Origin of the sequence: Flexivirga alba (genome assembly GCF_042661025.1) — a bacterium.
Classification (GTDB): domain Bacteria; phylum Actinomycetota; class Actinomycetes; order Actinomycetales; family Dermatophilaceae; genus Flexivirga; species Flexivirga alba.
The window spans coordinates 147905-166070 of sequence record NZ_JBHSWH010000001.1 but is presented as its reverse complement, the minus strand read 5'-3'; the positions used below and the strand labels follow the sequence as shown (position 1 = coordinate 166070).

The 18166-nt window shown below is 68.3% G+C and carries 19 protein-coding genes and 1 pseudogene; 10 read left to right on the top strand and 10 right to left on the bottom strand.

Translation table 11 applies throughout. The features are described from left to right. Positions 1 to 21 precede the first annotated feature (21 nt). The gene (locus ACFQDH_RS00760; RefSeq protein WP_382404780.1) at positions 22 to 336 is read left to right on the top strand and encodes a DUF779 domain-containing protein; all 315 of its coding nucleotides are present in this window, start codon (positions 22 to 24) and stop codon (positions 334 to 336) included. Between the two features lie 26 nt (positions 337 to 362). On the opposite strand, the gene ACFQDH_RS00755 is transcribed toward ACFQDH_RS00760, so the two are convergent. Continuing rightward, on the bottom strand, positions 363 to 830 hold the full coding sequence (locus ACFQDH_RS00755) for a hypothetical protein (RefSeq protein WP_382404937.1): 468 nt from the start codon (positions 828 to 830) through the stop codon (positions 363 to 365). Between ACFQDH_RS00755 and ACFQDH_RS00750 the strand changes: the two are divergent. Then, a pseudogene (locus tag ACFQDH_RS00750) lies at positions 745 to 1487 on the top strand (YbaK/EbsC family protein). The gene ACFQDH_RS00755 and the pseudogene ACFQDH_RS00750 overlap by 86 nt on opposite strands. Here the strand turns inward: ACFQDH_RS00750 and ACFQDH_RS00745 are convergent. Continuing rightward, positions 1484 to 1978, bottom strand: a complete 495-nt coding sequence (locus ACFQDH_RS00745) for a DUF2505 domain-containing protein (protein WP_382397542.1) — start codon at positions 1976 to 1978, stop codon at positions 1484 to 1486. The pseudogene ACFQDH_RS00750 and the gene ACFQDH_RS00745 overlap by 4 nt on opposite strands. A gap of 46 nt (positions 1979 to 2024) precedes the next feature. Beyond that, a complete protein-coding gene (locus tag ACFQDH_RS00740; protein ID WP_382397540.1) occupies positions 2025 to 2945 on the bottom strand; it encodes a siderophore-interacting protein in 921 nt (306 codons plus the stop codon). 192 nt (positions 2946 to 3137) lie between these two features. Between ACFQDH_RS00740 and ACFQDH_RS00735 the strand changes: the two genes are divergently transcribed. Further along, entirely contained in the window at positions 3138 to 3767 is a 630-nt protein-coding gene (locus tag ACFQDH_RS00735) for a DUF2461 domain-containing protein (protein WP_382397538.1), read from the top strand. A 6-nt stretch (positions 3768 to 3773) separates the two neighbouring features. Here the strand turns inward: ACFQDH_RS00735 and ACFQDH_RS00730 are convergent, their stop codons facing one another. Further along, complete coding sequence (locus ACFQDH_RS00730) at positions 3774 to 5075, bottom strand: AI-2E family transporter (RefSeq protein ID WP_382397536.1); 1302 nt, start codon at positions 5073 to 5075, stop codon at positions 3774 to 3776. A gap of 162 nt (positions 5076 to 5237) precedes the next feature. On the opposite strand from ACFQDH_RS00730, the gene ACFQDH_RS00725 reads away from it, so the two are divergent. Beyond that, complete coding sequence (locus tag ACFQDH_RS00725; protein ID WP_382397535.1) at positions 5238 to 9125, top strand: AAA domain-containing protein; 3888 nt, start codon at positions 5238 to 5240, stop codon at positions 9123 to 9125. After that, a complete protein-coding gene (locus tag ACFQDH_RS00720) occupies positions 9118 to 9381 on the top strand; it encodes a hypothetical protein (RefSeq protein WP_382397534.1) in 264 nt (87 codons plus the stop codon). The genes ACFQDH_RS00725 and ACFQDH_RS00720 overlap by 8 nt, the downstream gene beginning before the upstream one ends. A 75-nt stretch (positions 9382 to 9456) precedes the next feature. Here ACFQDH_RS00720 and ACFQDH_RS00715 read toward each other — a convergent pair whose 3' ends face one another. From ACFQDH_RS00715 to ACFQDH_RS00690, 6 genes are all read right to left on the bottom strand, one after another. Continuing rightward, positions 9457 to 9819: an MscL family protein gene (locus tag ACFQDH_RS00715; protein WP_382397533.1), complete on the bottom strand. Its 363-nt coding sequence runs from the start codon at positions 9817 to 9819 to the stop codon at positions 9457 to 9459. Positions 9820 to 9952: 133 nt separating this feature from the next. Continuing rightward, positions 9953 to 10633, bottom strand: coding sequence for an SAF domain-containing protein (locus ACFQDH_RS00710; protein WP_382397532.1), 681 nt, complete (start codon positions 10631 to 10633; stop codon positions 9953 to 9955). Then, a complete protein-coding gene (locus ACFQDH_RS00705) occupies positions 10633 to 11481 on the bottom strand; it encodes an S-methyl-5'-thioadenosine phosphorylase (protein ID WP_382397531.1) in 849 nt (282 codons plus the stop codon). Before ACFQDH_RS00705 ends, ACFQDH_RS00710 begins: the two co-directional genes overlap by 1 nt. A 249-nt stretch (positions 11482 to 11730) precedes the next feature. Then, entirely contained in the window at positions 11731 to 12084 is a 354-nt protein-coding gene (locus ACFQDH_RS00700) for an FmdB family zinc ribbon protein (protein WP_382397530.1), read from the bottom strand. A gap of 14 nt (positions 12085 to 12098) precedes the next feature. Then, positions 12099 to 13634 carry a potassium/proton antiporter gene (locus tag ACFQDH_RS00695; RefSeq protein WP_382397528.1) on the bottom strand — a complete coding sequence of 512 codons (1536 nt, stop codon included), beginning with the start codon at positions 13632 to 13634 and terminating at the stop codon, positions 12099 to 12101. A 77-nt stretch (positions 13635 to 13711) separates the two neighbouring features. After that, entirely contained in the window at positions 13712 to 14281 is a 570-nt protein-coding gene (locus ACFQDH_RS00690) for a 5-formyltetrahydrofolate cyclo-ligase (protein ID WP_382397526.1), read from the bottom strand. Positions 14282 to 14342: 61 nt separating this feature from the next. Between ACFQDH_RS00690 and galU the strand changes: the two genes are divergently transcribed. From galU to ACFQDH_RS00665, 5 genes are read left to right on the top strand one after another with little or no spacing between them, the layout of a single operon-like run. Beyond that, positions 14343 to 15314, top strand: coding sequence for a UTP--glucose-1-phosphate uridylyltransferase GalU (gene galU, locus ACFQDH_RS00685; RefSeq protein ID WP_382397524.1), 972 nt, complete (start codon positions 14343 to 14345; stop codon positions 15312 to 15314). 27 nt (positions 15315 to 15341) lie between these two features. Then, the gene (locus ACFQDH_RS00680; RefSeq protein ID WP_382397522.1) at positions 15342 to 16556 is read left to right on the top strand and encodes a molybdopterin molybdotransferase MoeA; all 1215 of its coding nucleotides are present in this window, start codon (positions 15342 to 15344) and stop codon (positions 16554 to 16556) included. Next, positions 16556 to 17038, top strand: a complete 483-nt coding sequence (moaC, locus tag ACFQDH_RS00675; RefSeq protein ID WP_382397520.1) for a cyclic pyranopterin monophosphate synthase MoaC — start codon at positions 16556 to 16558, stop codon at positions 17036 to 17038. The genes ACFQDH_RS00680 and moaC overlap by 1 nt, the downstream gene beginning before the upstream one ends. Continuing rightward, a complete protein-coding gene (locus tag ACFQDH_RS00670; protein WP_382397518.1) occupies positions 17035 to 17505 on the top strand; it encodes a MogA/MoaB family molybdenum cofactor biosynthesis protein in 471 nt (156 codons plus the stop codon). The genes moaC and ACFQDH_RS00670 overlap by 4 nt, the downstream gene beginning before the upstream one ends. Next, entirely contained in the window at positions 17489 to 18133 is a 645-nt protein-coding gene (locus tag ACFQDH_RS00665; RefSeq protein WP_382397516.1) for a GNAT family N-acetyltransferase, read from the top strand. Before ACFQDH_RS00670 ends, ACFQDH_RS00665 begins: the two co-directional genes overlap by 17 nt. Positions 18134 to 18166 lie beyond the last annotated feature (33 nt).

Below are 18166 nucleotides of genomic sequence, written 5' to 3'. Positions count from 1 at the left end.
GTCACCGACGAGGCGGCACAGATGCTGCGCCGCCTCGTCGATGACCACGGGAAGCTGATGTTCCACCAGTCCGGAGGCTGCTGCGACGGGTCGTCGCCGATGTGTTACCCGGACGGCGAATACCGACTGGGACAGCGCGACGTGCACCTCGGGGACCTACCGATCGGCGAAGGCTACGACCCCGTGCCGGTCTACATCTCCGGCGAGCAATACGCCGTATGGCGGCATACCGAGCTCACCATCGATCTGGTGCCGGGGCGTGGGGCCGGCTTCTCACTCGAGGGGCCGACCGGTTACCGCTTCCTCACCCGATCCGACGTGTGCCGGCAGCCGTGACTGGTCCGTGCCGGTGACCTGAGCGGCTACGGTACGTGCGGTGTCAATCGGAACGCACGCGCACCGGCCTTCCACGCGGCTTCCAGATCCGCCGGGTCCGGCGTGCCCTGCTTGTCGATGCCGACCTTGTTGAAGTTCGCGAACGCCTTGTTGTCGCGACACATGGCGCCATACGCCTCGATGACGCCGTCGTGGTCGGTGTATGCGACGACGGCGGCCTGCTGGGGTTTGCCCATCAGCACGATGTCGATGGTGTCGCCGGTGCTCAAGTTGCGCCCCCAGGCGAATGGCGTGCCGACCAGGAGGTCGGCCCCCTGTCGCGTGTAGGCGACGGGCAACTCGAAATGCTTCCCGGAGCGTCGACCGACGATCTCCAGCAGGACCAGCCGCTGACCGGGGAGTTTGCTGATGATCGGCACGCGGAGAAGTGTGCGCATCACGCGGTTGACCGCACCCTGGAAGCGCAGTTTCTGCGCACGGGGTTGCTGGGACATCGGAACCTCCCTGTCGGGCTGGGCCGGCTGGTTGCCGGACGCGAACCTGCCCGATCAAATGAAACTAGTTCGTTTCATTTATACGCCGTCGGGACGCCGTTGGACAGGCCTGGACGGGATCGATCGAGGGTTCGGCATACGCTGGACAGGCGAATCACGTTCCCCGGAAAGGAAACCCGTGTCCGCTCAGCCTTCTGCACGCACTGCCGCCATCGCACGCGCGCTCGCCGAAGCCGGGTGCAACGGCGAGGTCCGGGTGTTGCCCGAGTCCAGTCACACCGCCGCGCAAGCGGCCGCGGCACTGGGCTGTGAGCCCGGCGCGATCGCGAGCAGCCTGGTATTCCTGGCCGGCGACGAGCCGTTGTTGGTCATGACCAGTGGCGCCCACCGCGTCGACACCGAGCTGCTGTCCCACGAACTCGGTATGCCGGTCGAGATGGCCCGCGCCAAGTTCGTCAAGGAAGTCACCGGGCAGCCGATCGGGGAGTGTCACCGATCGGTCACCCGGCACCGTTGCGCACGATCATCGACCAGACCCTGCAGGCGTATGACGAACTCTGGGCGGCCGCGGGCAGCCCCGACAGCGTCTTCCCGATCAGTTTCGACGACCTCGTGCGCATCACGGACGGCACACCGATGCGGGTCGCGGAGGACTAGTTCGCGTCGGCGTGCCGCTTGCCCACCCGCTCCTCGGCGCCGATGGCCTTGATGATCTCCGGGGCCGACATCTTCTCGATCTTGCCGCCGACGATCGGGATCTTGGCCTTCAGGTCCGCGGTGACGTCGACCTTCGTCCCATCGCCATCGGGGGACAACGAAGCGGTGCCCTTCATGCTGATCGGCTGGCCTTTGAACGCGATGTCCAGGGTGCCTTCGCGGCTGCCGTCGGCCTGGCGCTCGCCCCAGGTGATCACTTGGGTGACGTCCACCTTGTCGCCGACGATCTTCTTGACCAGGTCGGGCACGTCGCCGGACGGCATGATCCGTTGAACGGTGACCGTGTGCCCGGCGCTCTTCTCCGCGACCTCGCTGTGGTAGCTCAGGGCACCGGCTTCCACGCAGATCTCGTCCTGGTAGGCAGGGTCGATCGAGTTCGCGTAGACCTCATCGGGGGTCGAGTTCAGGGTCCACTGCTGAGAGATCTTCATGCGCCGAACTTACTGGCTGGTAACCGGTTTGTGAACCGCGTCACGTTCACGAACCGGCGACGCCGTCGCGCCAATAGCCCATGAAACAGACGGCGCCGCGCGGAACGTCGAAGTCGTTGACCAGCAGCCTGCGCAGGTCGCGGACCCGGCTCGACTCGCCGGCGATCCAGGCGGACAGCGCCGGTGTGTCGCTCATGGTCGCCTTCGGGTCGGTCACCTCCCAGTAGGCCTCTACCGCGCCGTCGTCGATCACCGTCGTTCGCGCGTCGTCGGTGGCGAGCGGGCCGTATGACGTCAGCCAGTCGCGCACCGCGGCGACCTGGTCGTCGCCGCGGTCGGTCACGCACCACACGATGTCGACCCCGGCCGGCGCTTCGATGCCACGAGCATCCTCCGCGTGCGGCACGTCGATGCAGATCAGCCCCTCGGCGTCGGCGGGTAGCCGTGTCGCGATGCCGTTGATCGCCGGCAGTGCGCTCAGGTCGCCGACGACGAGTTGCGTTGCTGCCCCTGCGTATTCGCGGCGGAACTCCAGGCCGCCGGCGTCACCGTCAAAGTCGGCGTTCGGTCCGAAGACGATGACTTCGTCGCCGGGTGCGGCTTCGATCGCGAAGCGCGACCCGGGTCCCGTCACGCCGTGGTCCACGAAGTCGACGTCGATCTCCTCGGCACCGGGGCGAACGGCGACGACGGTGTAAGTGCGGATGAAGGCGCGGTCCTCGAGGGGTTGGTCGCGCCATACCGACCACCAGTCCGGGCCGGTCGGGAATTCGCGGAGGGGGAGTCCGCCCGGCTTGGGAACCACCAGTTTGATGCGCTGGTCGTAGCCGCGGTCCGCGAACCCGGCGAACGACGGGTCGGTGAAAGTCAGTCGGACCAGACTCGGCGAGCGGCGCTCGCGGCGGGTCAGGCGGGCCGGGAACATCCGGTAGGGCGACACCTCGACGGCCACGCTCACGGTCGTCATCCTCTCGTTCGGCGGCTTGGTAAGCCTAACCTAATTTAGGACTCGGGGCCTCGATACACCTCCCCCGCTCCGGCACCCCACGAAGTTTCTCCCCCGCTGCGCTCCTCCGAATACTTCGCGGGGACCCCGCCCGCTCCTCCGGCACTCGGCCACCTTTGCCGAGAGTCGGCACGGCCCTCCTAGGATCGGGGCGTGGCATTCACCGGCATCCCCGAGGCGGCATTCGACTTCTACGACGATCTCGAGGCCGACAACTCCAAGACCTTCTGGAACGCACACAAGCAGGCGTATGACGAGTCGGTCCGTGCGCCGATGGCGGCGATCGCGAGGGAGCTCGAGGACGACTTCGGTCCCGCGAAACTCTTCCGGCCCAACCGGGACCTGCGCTTCTCGGCGGACAAGTCGCCATACAAAACGCATCAGGGGCTGTTCATCACGGCCGGAACCGCGACCGGCTGGTATTTGGAGGTTTCGGCCGCAGGTGTGCGTGCGGCGGCCGGTTGCTATCACGCGGACGCGGCGGCATTGAAACTGATCAGGTCCGGCATCGACTCTCCTGCGGGTGCCGAACTGCAGCGACTGATCGACGACCTCGTCAACCGCGGCTGGGAGCTGGGTGGCGACGAGCTGAAGACCGTGCCGCGTGGTTACGCCAAAGACCACCCGCGCATCGACCTGCTGCGCAAGCGGTCGCTGGTGGTCTCGCAGGACTACCAGTTCGCGGCGTTCGTGCGGACTTCGCAACTGCTGGACCGGGTGCGGTCCGACTGGGAGTCGGCACGCCCGCTGGTGGATTGGATCACCGGGCGCCTGCCGAACTGACCGACGTCAGTCCTTGTGGTGCAACCGGGCCAGCACGTGGCCGTGGCGTTCGCCGGCCTCCGCGGCATACTCACCCTCGGCCGTGACGGAGGTCAGATCGCCTGCTCGGGCGTCACCGGTGCGCAGGTCGATCTGCTCCGACAGATATCGCCACAGGACGGCGACCGACGCAGCCACCGGTACGGCGAAGAACGCACCCGGTATGCCGAACTCGTTGCCGCCGAAGGCGACGGACAACAGCACGATCGCCGGATGCAGCGACATCGAACGGCTCTGCAGCAGCGGTTGCAGCACATGCCCTTCGATCTGCTGTACAGCGATGATGATGAGCAGCACGATGACGGCCTTGCTGACACCGCCCGCGACGAGCGCCACGAGCACGGCGACGGTTCCGGCGGCGAAGGCGCCGATGATCGGGATGAAGCCGCCGAAGAAGGTCAGCACCACCAACGGCACTGCCAGGGGAATCTGCAGCACGACCAGCCCAATGCCGATGCAGAACGAGTCGACGGCGCTGACGATCGCCTGGGTACGGATGAATCCGGACAGGGTGTTCCAGACCCGGGTCAGTGCCTCGGTCAGGTGCGCGCCCGCGCCACGGCCGACCGACACTCGCACCCACGGTAGGAAACGCGGCCCGTCCTTGAGGAAGAAGAAGGTGAGGATCAGCGCGACCACGCCGTCGATCAACACCTGGCCGGCCAGCGTGATGCCGCTCAGGACCTGGGTGGCGATCTGGTCCCCGCTGGACTTCAGCCGGTCGGTGATGCTCGTCGTCGCCTGGTCGATCTGAGCGGGCTGGATGTGCAGCGGCCCGTTCTGCAACTGGTCCCGCAGCTGGTTGACGCCGGCCACCGACTGATTGACCAGATCGCCCCACTGCGAGGTGACGGTGGGCGCCGCCGCGGTGATGATGCCGCCGACCACAACGGCGGCCAGTAGCAGACCGCCGAGGGCAGCCAGGGCGGGCGGCACCTTGTGCGCGCGCATCCACCGCACGGGCGGCCACAGCACGGTGGTCACCAGCAATGCGATCGCGACCGGTAGCAGGACCGACCAGAACATGCCGAGGACCTTCAGCACCAGCCACGTGGCCGCGACGACGATGATGAACCGCAGCGACCAGCTTGCCGTCCACTTCAGCGCGTGGCTGATCACGCCGGCCCGGTCGATGCCGGTGTTCGGGTTCTGATCCACCGCGCGCTCGGCGGTCAGCGGTGATGGTGCGTCGGACTCGAGGTGGGCATCCGACGACTCCTCTTGTCTGTCGACGGCCGGAATCGGGTTGCTGGGTCGGCGCTTGCTCATAGTGGCAGTCCTCCCAGGTTTGATTTCCGCGTGCTCGATCGCCGAGTCGCCGTGCCGCGGGTAACGGTATTGCACCACCACCCGGTACGCGGGGAGCCGCGCGATGGCGGTGTCCGGGCGTGCCTGGCGGGTTGCTGCCCGCGTGCCGGTTAGCCTGGCGCAGTGAGTTCGCCCACCCCGCAAGACGATTCGACCAACCCGTGGTTGGCGACCGGCCGTGATGCCCTGGTGCGTGACGCCGTCGGGGAGTGGCAGCGGCACCTGGTCGACCTCGGCGGGCGCAACACGCTCCTGTGGTTTCGGGACCTGCCCAGCGGAACACTCGACCTGACCCGTGCCCACCCGGCCGGTATGGCGCAACTCTTCTCGGCCGGCTCGGCCCCGCTGGAGCTGCTGCTGCGCGAACCCGCAGCACTGGCCGAGGGCGACCGCCGCGCACGCATCATCCGCTCACGAACCCAGGCGCTCGCGCAGGAACGCGGCATCTCTTCGTGCTACCTCGCGATCGGTATGGCGACCTGGGACCACCCCGGTGCCCCGCGCAGTCCCGCTGCACCGGTGCTGTTGCGTCGGCTCGACATCGCCGGCACGCCCAAGGACCCGCAGTCCCTGACGTTGCGGCTGCACCCGCAGATCGAGTTCAACTCGGTGCTGGCCAAGTACGTCGAGGTGGCACACGGGATCGAACTCGACACGGCGGCGATCGACGACTACCTGCGCGATGACGCGCGCGTCGACCCCGGCGCCGTGCTGACCCGCATCCAGCAGGCCTGCGCCGACGTGCCCGGTTTCGAGGTCGCCCGCCGGTATGTCGTGGGAACCTTCAGCTACACCAAGCTGCCGATGGTCCGCGATCTCGGCGATCAGCTCGAGACGCTCTCCTCGCACCCCGTGATCGCAGCGCTCGCCGGCGATGCCGACGCGCGCGAGGACGTCAGTGCCGAGGCACCGGCAGTCATCGATCGGGACCCGGCGAGCGAGCACCTGGTCCTCGACGCCGACGCGTCCCAGCAGGATGTCGTCGAGGCGGCCCGGGCCGGCGCGCACCTGGTCGTGGAAGGTCCGCCCGGGACCGGCAAGAGCCAGACAATCGCCAACCTCATCGCCGCGATCGCGGCCGACGGCCGGCGCGTGCTCTTCGTGGCCGAGAAACGCGCGGCGATCGACGCGGTCGTCAAACGGCTGGACCGCGTCGGGCTGCGGGACATGGTTCTCGACATACACGACCGGCAGGGCGGCGGTCGCGAGCTCACCGCGCAGTTGGTTGCCAAGATGGACCAGATCGTCGGGTCCGACCTGGAGCCACGCACGACCCGTCCCGACCTGACGACACTGCGCGACGATCTCGCGGCGCATCGACTGGCGATGCACGAGCCACGCAAGCCTTGGGGCGTGACAGTCGACGAGGCGCAGGACCGGGTCGCCGCTTTTGATGCGATGAGGCCGGCCCCGCGCTCCCACGCCGGCATCGACCCGGCCGATCTGGATGCCATCCCGGCCGGCCGCCGTGACGAGTTGCGCGACGAACTGGTCCGGGTGGCCGAGCTCGGCGCCTGGCGCACGAACGACGAGCCGGACCCCTGGTATGGCGCCCGAGTGGTGGGCGTGCAACAGGCCGGCCGCACCCAGGAACTGGTCGAGCGGCTGTCCGGCGGTGGCCTACAGGAGCACCGCGACATGCTAGCTGAGCTGGGCGAGAAGGTCGGCCTTCCCGTCGCGGGCACGATGCTCGGTTCGGAGCAGCAGCTCGACCTGATGAGCGACGTGCATGGCACCCTGGAGTCATTCCGGCCCGAGGTCTTCTCCGCGCCGCTGGACCAGCTGGTCCACGCGACCGGCTCGGGGGACTATCGCAAGGCGAACCCCGCCGATCTCGGCGTGCTCGACCGGCGCCGGTTGCGCAAGCAGGCCAGGACCTTGCTGCGGCCCGGCCAGCCTCCGGCCGACCTGCACGGAGTCATGGTGCTGGCCTCGGGCCAGCGGGACCGGTGGCGGGCGCTCGCGGGCAAGGGTTCGCTCCCCTCGGCGCCGGTCGACGTCGCGAAGTTCGTCACCGCACACGAGCGGTTGCGCGAGGACCTGGAGTGGCTGGCGAAGCGACTGGAGGGCACCCGCGAGGGCAACGAACTGCTCGAGGTCGACTACGACGCGCTGCAGGACCGCCTCGACCGGCTGGCTGCCGCCAAGGATCGGCTCGCCCTCGTGCCGTCGGTCATCGGTCCGTTGGACCAGCTGCGGGCCAACGGGCTCGGTGACCTGATCGATGACCTGGCTGCACGCAAGGTGCCGCCGTCACGGGTTGGGGCCGAGTTCGAATTCGTTTGGTGGCGAGCGGTTCTCGGCCGTATCTCGGATCTCGACCCGGCATACGGGACGGCCGACGGTGTTGCGCTGCGCGAGCGTGTCTCGGCATACGCCGCGGCCGATGCGGAGCATGTGCGCTCCGGTGCGGTCGCTGTCCGGGGTGCGTGGGCCGACCAGGTGCGCCGGACGATGCGCGACCTGCCCGAGCAGGAGACGCTGCTGCGCGAGCAGGCACGGGTCGATCGTCCGCTGGCATTGCGTGAGCTGCTGCCCCAAGCGCCGGAGCTGCTGACCGCGATCGCGCCCTGCTGGGTGATGAGTCCTCTGCTGGTGGCCTCGATGCTGCCGCCCGGCGTGTGGTTCGACGTGGTGGTCTTCGACGAGGCATCCCAGATCCCGCCCGCCGAAGCGATCTCGGCCATCTCCCGTGGTGGGCAGGTCGTCGTGTCCGGCGACCGGCGGCAGTTGCCGCCGACGAGCTTCTTCCGTGGTGTCGACGAGTCCGACGAGGACCCCACCCCGGTGGCGGCAGAGTCGATCCTCGACGCGCTGACGCCACTGCTGCCGCACCGCGAACTCACCTGGCACTACCGGGCATTGGATGAGCGGCTGATCGCTTTCGCCAACGCCCAGCTGTATGGCGGCAGGCTCATCACCTTCCCCGGCGTCGGCGACGACACGGTGGTCCGGCTCGACGTGGTGACCGGACAGCCGTCGTCCGGTGACGCGACCAGCGCCGAGGTCGAGCGGGTGGTGCGGGTCGTGCTCGACCAGGCTCGGCAACGTCCCCACGAATCCGTCGGCGTGATCACACTCGGCCAGCGGCACGCCGACCGCGTCGAGGCCGCGTTGCGGGACGCGATCGCCGGAGACACCGACCTGGCCTGGCTGTTGGACGAGTCGGTGCCCGAAGCGTTCTTCGTCAAGAATCTCGAGCGGGTGCAGGGCGATGAGCGCGATGCGATCGTGCTCTCCGTCGGCCACGGCCGCACCTCGGACGGCAGCGCGCCGCACCGCTTCGGGCCGATCAGCGCCGAGGGTGGCGAACGCCGGCTCAACGTCGCGATCACCCGGGCACGTCGCCGGATGGTGATGGTGTCGTCGTTCTCCGGCGACGAGTTGCACCCCGGCCGGCTGCGGTCGCGCGGCGGTCTGTTGCTGCGTGACTTCCTGCTGTATGCCGGGTCCGGTGGCGCTGCCCGCCGCGTGCGTTCCGACACCGAGGAGTCGGGCGCCATACAAGAACCAGCGCCGTCGGCCGGAGTGGTGCGTGGTCCGGACGGCCGCCGCCGCCGCGCGGCATCCTCCGGCAGTGTGCTGGACCGGCCGATGCTGCCGCTGACCCCGGAGGTCGAGATCCCTGTGTTGGTGCGCGATCTCGCGCGCCGGCTGCGCGCCGAGGGCCTGGTCGTGCACCCCGGTTGGGGCACCTCGCGGCACCGACTCGACCTGGCTGTCGAGGATCCGCGCCGGCCCGGTTCGTTGCTGGTCGCGATCGACACCGACGGTGCGGTCTACGGCTCGATCGTCTCCACCCGCGACCGCGAGCGGCTGCGCCCCGAGCAGTTGCGCCGGCTCGGCTGGAGTTACGAACGGGTCTGGACCCGTGACCTCTTCCGCGACCCGGCACGCGAGGTCGCCCGATTGGTCGAGGCCGTGTATGCCGCATCGGCGGCCGCGAGGAACGATGCTCGGATGGAGACCGCGCACGATCGAGCCCAGAACCCGTGGCTGGCCGATGACTGACGAGCAGGATCAAAACGAGCCGCGCAAGCGCAAGCACCGGCGGGCCAGCCGTCCGGCGACCGGCGGCGATCCGTCGGCGGGCATCCCGGCGCGCGCCGGCCGTGATGACACCGATGCCGGCTGGGCTCCGGATGCTCCGGATGCACCCGATGTCTCGGAAAGCGACGCGAAGCCACCGGCCAAACGGAGCGCCCGCCGCGTGGAGAGCGCGCAGGACCGCTGGTGGCGTGAGCAGCGGCCGCCGCACTGGGAGTGATCGGCCGGAGACATGCGGAAGGAGCGGGACCGTCGTCGGTCCCGCCCCTTCCGGCGTGTCAGCGCAGGGGCGTGATCAGGAGCGGCCCTGACCCTGGCGCAGCTCGTTGAGGATCTCGGTCAGCACGTCGACCTCGGTCGCCTCTGCTGCCTCCTCCTTCATGTAACGCTCGTGGAATGCCTCGTAGGGCTTGACGACGCCGAAGTAGACAACGGCGGCGAGGATGATGAAGGCGAGGAGCGCGGTGATGAACAGTCCGACGTGGACGCCGCCCGGCTTGTAGCTGCTGAAGTCTGCCGAGCCACCGACCTTGCCGATCAGGTCCATGACGACCGTTGTGAACGCGGTGACGACGGTAGCGAAAGCCGTGCCGATGATGAAGGCGACAGCAATCTGGACCAGATTGCCTTGCATGAGGAACTTCTTGAAACCTGCCATGAAAATCTGTCCTTGAACTCGAGCTGAGTGGATCGGGTCGTCGGCACTGTATCGGAGATTTTCAGCCCTGGGGAACGCGAAACACCGGTCACTTAGGTCACAGTTGTGCTAGGAGAAGGTCGACCGGCTTCGCTCAGGCGCCCGCTCGCAACGCCAGCTGTATGCCGCCGCCCAGCCCTCCCGAACGTGCGGCGCTCGCGGATCCGACCGCGGCGGCCTGGGTCGTGGTGACGGCCACCAGCACCGACGCGGCATCGGTGGAGGACAGCGTCGGGTGATCCTCGGCCTCCCGCAAGGAACCGTCGGGCACGGACACGACGGTGACGGCTGCTGCCACCGTCCGGGCCTTCCCGGTGTCGATCAGGTCGACCCGGTCGCCCGGCTGCAGCACTCGGACCAGGACGCGGTCGCTGCTGCTGACACCGATGACCACGCGACCCTTCGGTAGCGACGGCCAGGACCGGGCGGCGCGCACCCGCGCGGACGTGACCGGCTCACCCGCGCGGATCGGTGAAGTGAGCACCTTCCCGGAGGCGGCGGCCGAGCTCAACAGTCCGGGCACCCGGTCGGCTGCCGACCAGCGGACCTGCTGCACGTCGGAAGGACCTAGCCGCTGCCCCGCAATGAGGTCGTGCGCCGCAACGGTGACCGCGTAGCTCGGCGGATCGGCGGGTCGGACCGCGCCGACCACGGCCAGGACTGCGCAGCCAGCCAGCAGGCCGGCGAGCACTCGACGGCCCCGCGATCGGCGCCACCGTGCTTCGCGGCTGGGGCCTTGCCAGGTGGTGGGCAGCAACCGCTGTGGACCTTTCATCACGGCAAGGTGATGGGCAGGTCCATGCCGTCCAGCACGCGCCGGCACGGGCAGGTCGCCGTGTCGTCCGGCTCAGGGGCCGGAAGTCGCGAAATCGTCTCGCGCAGTGCGACTTTCAGGTGCTCGATGTTGTCGGCGAAGACCCGCATGACCTCTTCGTGGGTCACCGACTCGCCGCCTTCGACGCCCGCGTCGTTGTCGGTGATCAAGCACGCGGTGCCGAAACACATGGCCAGCTCGCGGGCGATGGACGCCTCCGGCATCCCTGTCATGCCGACGACCGACCAGCCGGCCGCCTGGTGCCATTGTGATTCGGCGCGCGAGGAGAAGCGCGGGCCGCCGATCACGACCAGGGTGCCCCCGTCGACGGTCCGCTCGAAGTGACTGCTCGTCGACTCCAAAAGTGCCGAACGCAGCTGCGGACAGTAGGGATCGGCAAAGGACACGTGCACGACCGGACCGACCTGGTCGTAGACCGTGCCGGCGCGACCGGTCGTGCGATCGACGACCTGATCGGGCACCAGCAGGGTGCCCGGCGTGTGCTCGGCGCGTAGGGAGCCGACGGCGCACGGCGCGATGACCTGCCGCACGCCGACCGACCGAAGTGCCCAGAGGTTGGCGCGGTAGTTGACCAGATGCGGCGGGAAGCGGTGGCCCTGGCCGTGGCGGGCGAGGAACGCCACCCGGCGCCCGTCGACGTCACCGATGACGAGGTCGTCGCTGGGCGCACCGAACGGTGTGTCGACGTGAATTCGCTCGGGGGAGTCGAAGAAGGAGTAGAAGCCGGAGCCGCCGATGACGCCGATGTCCGCGCGCGGACCGTCATACGGATGGTCGTCTGAAGTCATGCTGCGAGGTTAGTCAGCAGCAGTGACTGTGGTGCGAGCCGCTCCGCGACCGGTGGACGACCGAGCCGTCCGCACCGGGATGTGGACGAACTGAGTTCAGTGATCTCTACGCGACGTCGACCTCGGGAAAAACTCGGGGTCGCCGCGAAGTATCGGGGGCTGCGGGCCCCGACGAAGTATCGGAGGAGCGCAGCGGGGGAGAACTTCGTTGGGTGCAGGGGAGCGGAGGAGAACTTCGTGGGGTGACTTCTACGCAGCGGATCCGTCGGACGCCGACTTCGCGGGCGCGCCGGCGGTGCTGCTGGTCGAACTCGAGGAGTCGCTCGACTTCGTGGTCGTCGAGGTGTCCTTCGTGGTCGAGGACTCCTTGGTGGCGCTGTCCTTCGAAGCCGGCGTCGACGCGGTGGACTTCTTGCCGGAGTCACGCGAGTCGGTCTTGTAGAAGCCGGAGCCCTTGAACACAACACCGACAGCACCGAACTGCTTGCGGAGAACTCCGCCGCACTCGGGACAGGTGGTCAGCGCATCATCGGAGAAGGACTGCTGCGCATCGAACGCGTGCGCGCAGTCCCTGCATACATAGGCATAGGTCGGCACGCGCATAGTGTACGGCGCGTTTACTCCTGCTCCGAACGCAGCGGCGTCGCCCAGCCCGCCATACGACCATCGCGAGAAACCGAGCGCACCCGGCGGATCGCCTGATCGCGGGACTTCGCGGTCGTCACCAGCAGTAGTTGGTCGCCGTGCCGGACGACGGTGCGCGGGCTGGGCACGAAGCCCTGCTCGCCACGAACGATCAACGTGACGTTGGCACCCTTCGGGAGCCGCAGCTCCTGGATCTCGACGCCGTTGAGGCGCGAGGTCTCACCCACGTGCAGCTGCAGCACGTCGGCGTGCAGCTCCTCCAGTGGTGTTGCTTCGACGTCCAGATCGAGCACCTGCGCGGATTCGGTGACACCGAGCTTACGGGCGATCCACGGCATCGGCAGGGCCTGCACCAGGGTAAAGATCAGCACGAGGACGAAGACCAGATCGAAGATCCACTCGGTGTTCGGCGTGCCCACCGTGAGCGGCACCGTCGCGAGCACGACCGGGACGGCACCGCGCAAGCCCGCCCAGGAGAGGAAGAGCTGCTCCTGCCACCGGAACCGGAACCAGGTCAGGCTGGCGAAAACGGAGAGCGGACGTGCGATCAGCAACAGCAGGAGGCCGACGAGTATGGCGGGCAGGATCTGTCCGCCCAGCCGACTCGGCGATGCCAGCAGCCCGAGCAGCACGAACAGCCCGATCTGCGCGAGCCAGCCGACCGCCTGCGCGAAGCCGTGGACTGCGCGGTGGTGCGGCAGGTTGCTGTTGCCGAGCACGAGTGCGGCCAGGTAGACCGCGATGAATCCGCTGGTGTGCGCCAGGCTCGCGGTGGCGTAGGCGAGCACGGCGACCGACAGGATGCCGATCGAGAACAGGCCCGAGGAGCCGGGTGCGGTCGCCCGGCTCAGTTTCGCGAAGATCCAGCCGATGGCGAGCCCGATGATCGCACCACCGATCAGTTCTCCGGCCGCCTCGAGAGCGACGATCCACCAGGCGTGGGCCGTTCGTCCGGGTGTCGCCGCGTCGGCCAGGGCGACGACCAGCAGCACGACCGGGGCGTCGTTGAAACCGGACTCGGCCTCCAGCACGCCGGTGATCCGGCGTGGCAGGCCGACCCGCTTGAGCACCGAGAAGACCGCCGCGGCGTCGGTGGAGGTGACGATGGCGCCGAGCATCAGCGCGATGGTCCAGGACTTACCGAGCAGCAGCACGACGAAAACCGCCATCACCACGACCGAGACGAGCACGCCGAGCGTCGACAGCAGCGCGGCGGGGGCGATCGAGGACTTGATGCTCGACCACCGGGTGGAGATGCCACCTTCGGCCAGGATCAGCGCCAATGCGGAGTAGCCGAGAACCTGTGTCAGCTCAGGGTTCTCGAAATGTATGCCGAGCCCGGCCTCGCCCATCACCAGCCCGATGCCGAGGTAGAGGACGAGCGTCGGCATACCCGAACGGTTGGCGAAACGCACCGCCGCGACCGACACGAGGAGCACCAGGGCCGCGATGAACAGGACGAACGCGAGGTCGTGTGTGGTGAAACTGTTCGCGGCGGAGGTGGCCACAGGGGTCTCCTTCGCAGAGAGGTTGGTTCGGGCGACGTCAGGTCAGCGTTCCGGCCGAAGGACGGACCGTCAGTATTTCAAACCTTGGAGCCGACCGCCGCCACGCCACCCGAAGGGGTCAACACGGCGTCGACCGCGCAGTCGTGCGGTTCGGAGGGGACGGTGTCCACCACTTCGTCGTCGAAAAGCGCTGCGATCACTGGTGTCCCGGGGCGCTTGCGAGCGAGTGCGCGGTCGTAGCTGCCGCCGCCCTGACCGAGTCGGAGACCGCTCCCACGGTCGACGGCGAGGGCCGGGACGAGGATCAGGTTGACATCGGAGATCGCGTCGACACCGAGATCCGCGCCGGATGCCAGATCCCGCCACGCCAGGTCGTTGTCCGCCAGCAGTTCCGGCACGATCAGGCGAATGCCGAGCGAAACCAACGCCGCCCGGATTCCGTGTGTCGGGGGCTCGGTCGGCAGCGCCTCGTAGATCGCCGCCAGCTGCGGCACCGGCCGATCGTTGAGCCACTGGGCCAGTCCGAGGCCGAGGTCTTCGCCATACACCCGCCATTGCTCGTCGCGGACCGACGCACGTCGGGACCGTCGCCCCGCACGGATCGTGCGGCGCGCTTCGTGCTTGTTCGTCGGAAGTTCATACGACATACCGTTGATTCTGACGGCAATTACGGCGGACGGATGGAAACCGTGTCGTAGCCTGTGCCGAATGACAGCAGAGGGGTTTTGTCGAGTCCGCAAAGCGGTGATTCCGGCGGCTGGTCTGGGGACCCGGTTTCTACCGTCCACCAAGGCGATTCCCAAGGAAATGCTGCCGGTCGTGGACAAGCCTGCGATCCAGTACGTCGTGGAAGAGGCCGAACGCGCCGGGATCCACGACATTCTGATGGTGACCGGGCGCAACAAGGCCGCCCTGGAGGACCACTTCGATCGGCACTGGGAGCTCGAGCAGGCGCTGGAGCGCAAGGGCGACAAGCTGCGACTGCAGCGTGTGCAGAAGTCCGCGAACCTTGGCAACGTGCACTTCATCCGGCAGGGCGAGCCGCGCGGGCTCGGCCACGCCGTGCTCTGCGCGAAGACGCACGTGGGGGACAGCCCCTTTGCCGTGCTGCTCGGCGATGATCTGATCGACGAGCGGGATCCGTTGCTGGACACCATGATTCAGGCGCAGGAGCTGTATGGCGGATCCGTCGTCGCGCTGATGGAGGTCCCGGAGGACCAGATCCACCTCTACGGCTGTGCGGCCGTGTCGCAGATCGACGGCGCAGCTGATGGTCTCGTGCGCGTCGACTCCCTCGTCGAGAAGCCCGCCATCGGCGAGGCGCCCAGCAATCTGGCGATCATCGGCCGCTACGTGCTCTCACCGGAGATCTTCGACGTGCTCGAGCACACCGGTCCCGGGCGCGGCGGCGAGATTCAGCTGACTGACGCTCTGCTGGAGCTGGCCAAGGAGCCGGATCGCCCTGGCGGCGGTGTCACCGGTGTGGTGTTCGGTGGGCGCCGTTACGACACCGGCGACCGGCTCGACTACCTCAAGGCGATGGTCCGGCTCGGTGCGCGACACCGCGACTTCGGCGCCGACTTCCGTTCCTGGCTGACGTCCTGGGTGGACTCCGAAGAGGGCCGCGAACGGAACGGCAGCAACGGCGAGCCGCACGACGGAGAGCATCTCGGTCCCTGAGCTCTCCTGCCGTCATAGTCTGTGAAGGTGCTCACCTTCGACGAATATCAGCAGCGCGTGATCGCTGCAGTGCGCCCGTTGCCGCCGCGTTCCGTGGCGGCCACCGATGCCACGGGCCTGCTCGGCCTGGTGACAGCGGAGCCGCTGCGCAGCCGCGTCCCGCTGCCGGGTTTCACCAACTCGGCGATGGACGGGTATGCCGTGCTGGCCGCCGACATCCGCGGTGCTGCTGCGGATTCGCCGGTTTCGCTACCGGTTACGGGCGACATCCCGGCCGGTGACACCCGGTCGCTGCGACTGGAACCCGGCACCTGCTGGCGGATCATGACGGGTGCGCCACTGCCGGACGGCGCCGATGCCGTGGTGCAGGTCGAGCTGACCGACGGCGGGACGGACACCGTCGCCATCCGCGAGGCGGTCGACGCCGGGTGCGCCATACGGCATCGGGGTGAGGACCTCGAGCCGGGCGACGAAGTGTTGCCGGCGGGCACGCTGCTGCTCCCTCGGCACGTGCCGGCGCTGCTTTCCGCTGGGGTGCAAGAGATTTCGGTGATTCCACGCCCGCGCGTCGCAATCGTCAGCACCGGCGACGAGTTGGTCGAGCCGGGCCAGCAGCCCGGTCACGGGCAGGTTGTGGACTCCAACGGTCCGATGCTCGCCGCGCTCGCGACGGAGTGCGGTTTCGAGGTCGTGGCGGTACGCCGAGTGGGCGATACGGGGGACGAGGTGCGTGAGGTGTTGACCGAATTGGCCGCGGCTGCCGACGTCATTGTCACCAGCGGCGGCGTGAGTGCCGGTGCCTTCGAGCCGTTGAAGCTGGCCTTCGAGGGGAGCGGCAGCTTCGACTTCGTCAAGGTGGCGATGCAACCCGGGAAGCCGCAGGGTTTCGGAAACCTCGACGGCACAGCGGTTTTCGCGCTGCCGGGCAATCCGGTCAGCTCACTGGTGTCGTTCCTGGTCTTCGTCGCGCCGGCGACGCGTGTGCTCGCGGGACGTGACCCGCAGTTGGCGACCGTCGGGGCGCGGGTGGCAGAGCACTGGGTCTCCCCGCCGGGACGGCAACAGTTCGCCCGGGTCATCTTCGACGAGAACGGCAGTGTGGTTCGGCCCATCGGTGGCCAGGGCTCGCATGTGCTCGGCGGGCTCGCCGGGTCGCAAGCGCTCGCCATCGTGCCCGCCGACACCACCGAGGTGGCCGTCGGTGAGGCGCTGCAGGTGATCCCGTTGGAAGGACTTGCCTGATGGAAGGATCTGAACTCACGCATCTTCGCTCCGACGGCACGGCGCACATGGTCGACGTCAGCGCCAAGGCCGTCACTGCCCGCGTCGCGGAGGCTCGTGGCCGAGTCCTGTTGTCCGCAAAGGCGATCGAGGCGTTGCGCTCGGGGAAGGTGCCCAAGGGCGACGCACTCGCCGTGGCACGGATCGCCGGCATCCAGGCCGCCAAGCGCACGCCCGACCTGGTGCCTCTCGCGCACCCGGTCGCGGTCCACGCCGTGTCGGTGGACCTGACCGTCCAGGACGACGGTGTCGATATCAGTGCCGAGGTCCGCACCGCTGACCGCACCGGCATCGAGATGGAAGCGCTGACCTGCGTGACCGTCGCCGCGCTGGCCCTGATCGACATGGTCAAGGCGGTCGACAAGCACGGCCGGATCACCGACGTGCGCGTCACCGCGAAGTCCGGTGGCCGGTCCGGTGACTGGCGGGAGGACGAACAATGAGCGTCGCATGGGTGATCACCTGCTCCAACCGGGCTGCGGCAGGGACGTATGACGACCGCTCCGGGCTGATCCTCGAAAAGGCGTTGCAGGACTGGGGTTTCGAGGTCACCCGGCAGGTCGTGCCCGACGGTCCGCCGGTGGGGGCTGCGTTGCGTGAAGCGCTCCGTGCCGGGGCTCGCGTCATACTCACGACGGGTGGGACGGGTCTGAACCCCACCGACCGCACCCCGCAGGAGACTGCGCCGCTGCTGGACTTCGAGGTGCCCGGCATCGCCGAGGCGTTGCGGGCGCAGGGCGTCGCTGCCGGCATACCGACGGCGACGCTGTCGCGAGGGCTCGCCGGGGTCGCGGGACACACCCTGATCGTCAACCTGCCCGGCTCGACCGGCGGCGTCCGGGACGCACTCGTTGTGCTGGAACCCGTGCTGCCCCACGCCGTTTCGCAACTCGATGGGGGCGATCATTAGGTCCCGGTGGTGGCCGACCGCTGTCGCCGGCGACTGGCGCGGCTCCCGGGTACTGCTCCGGCCACTGAGGGTGCGTGCCGACAAGCGTGAGTTCCTGGCGCTGCGCTCCGCGAACTCCGCGTGGACCCGGCCGTGGGACTCCACGGCACCAGGCGCCGGCGCGGTGTCGATGAACTTCGGGCAGCTGATCCGCTTCCAGGACCGCGAGGCCCACGAGGGTCGACTGTTGCCCTTCGCGGTCGAGGTCGACGGCGCTCTCGTCGGCCAGATGCACCTCTTCGGGATATCCCGGGGTGCGCTGCTGTCCGCAGCAGCCGGCTACTGGATCGGTGAGCAGTATGCCGGAAGGTCGATCACGCCATACGCGTTGGCGATGCTGATCGACCATGCCTTCTCGGACGCCGGGTTGCACCGCGTGGAGGTCAACATCCGACCGGACAACGACGCGAGCCTGCGGGTGGTGGAGAAGCTCGGGCTACGTGAAGAAGGGATGCGCAAGCGCTACCTGCACATCAACGGCTCCTGGCACGACCACCTGACCTTTGCGGTCACCAGCGAGGAACTGCCGACCGAGACGATGGTTCAGCGCTTCCGTCGGCTGATGGGGGAGCCGGGCGCCAGCATGTGACTGCTGTGACAACTGTGAAAATGGCTGTGGCGC

What these genes read in the sequence shown, in the direction of transcription:
- ACFQDH_RS00760 (WP_382404780.1), top strand. Translation starts at nt 22, where the DNA reads ATGCTGCGCCGCCTCGTCGATGACCACGGGAAGCTGATGTTCCACCAG.
- ACFQDH_RS00755 (WP_382404937.1), bottom strand. Translation starts at nt 830, where the DNA reads ATGTCCCAGCAACCCCGTGCGCAGAAACTGCGCTTCCAGGGTGCGGTC.
- ACFQDH_RS00745 (WP_382397542.1), bottom strand. Translation starts at nt 1,978, where the DNA reads ATGAAGATCTCTCAGCAGTGGACCCTGAACTCGACCCCCGATGAGGTC.
- ACFQDH_RS00740 (WP_382397540.1), bottom strand. Translation starts at nt 2,945, where the DNA reads ATGACGACCGTGAGCGTGGCCGTCGAGGTGTCGCCCTACCGGATGTTC.
- ACFQDH_RS00730 (WP_382397536.1), bottom strand. Translation starts at nt 5,075, where the DNA reads ATGAGCAAGCGCCGACCCAGCAACCCGATTCCGGCCGTCGACAGACAA.
- ACFQDH_RS00720 (WP_382397534.1), top strand. Translation starts at nt 9,118, where the DNA reads ATGACTGACGAGCAGGATCAAAACGAGCCGCGCAAGCGCAAGCACCGG.
- ACFQDH_RS00715 (WP_382397533.1), bottom strand. Translation starts at nt 9,819, where the DNA reads ATGGCAGGTTTCAAGAAGTTCCTCATGCAAGGCAATCTGGTCCAGATT.
- ACFQDH_RS00710 (WP_382397532.1), bottom strand. Translation starts at nt 10,633, where the DNA reads ATGAAAGGTCCACAGCGGTTGCTGCCCACCACCTGGCAAGGCCCCAGC.
- ACFQDH_RS00705 (WP_382397531.1), bottom strand. Translation starts at nt 11,481, where the DNA reads ATGACTTCAGACGACCATCCGTATGACGGTCCGCGCGCGGACATCGGC.
- ACFQDH_RS00700 (WP_382397530.1), bottom strand. Translation starts at nt 12,084, where the DNA reads ATGCGCGTGCCGACCTATGCCTATGTATGCAGGGACTGCGCGCACGCG.
- ACFQDH_RS00690 (WP_382397526.1), bottom strand. Translation starts at nt 14,281, where the DNA reads ATGTCGTATGAACTTCCGACGAACAAGCACGAAGCGCGCCGCACGATC.
- galU (WP_382397524.1), top strand. Translation starts at nt 14,343, where the DNA reads ATGACAGCAGAGGGGTTTTGTCGAGTCCGCAAAGCGGTGATTCCGGCG.
- moaC (WP_382397520.1), top strand. Translation starts at nt 16,556, where the DNA reads ATGGAAGGATCTGAACTCACGCATCTTCGCTCCGACGGCACGGCGCAC.
- ACFQDH_RS00670 (WP_382397518.1), top strand. Translation starts at nt 17,035, where the DNA reads ATGAGCGTCGCATGGGTGATCACCTGCTCCAACCGGGCTGCGGCAGGG.
- ACFQDH_RS00665 (WP_382397516.1), top strand. Translation starts at nt 17,489, where the DNA reads ATGGGGGCGATCATTAGGTCCCGGTGGTGGCCGACCGCTGTCGCCGGC.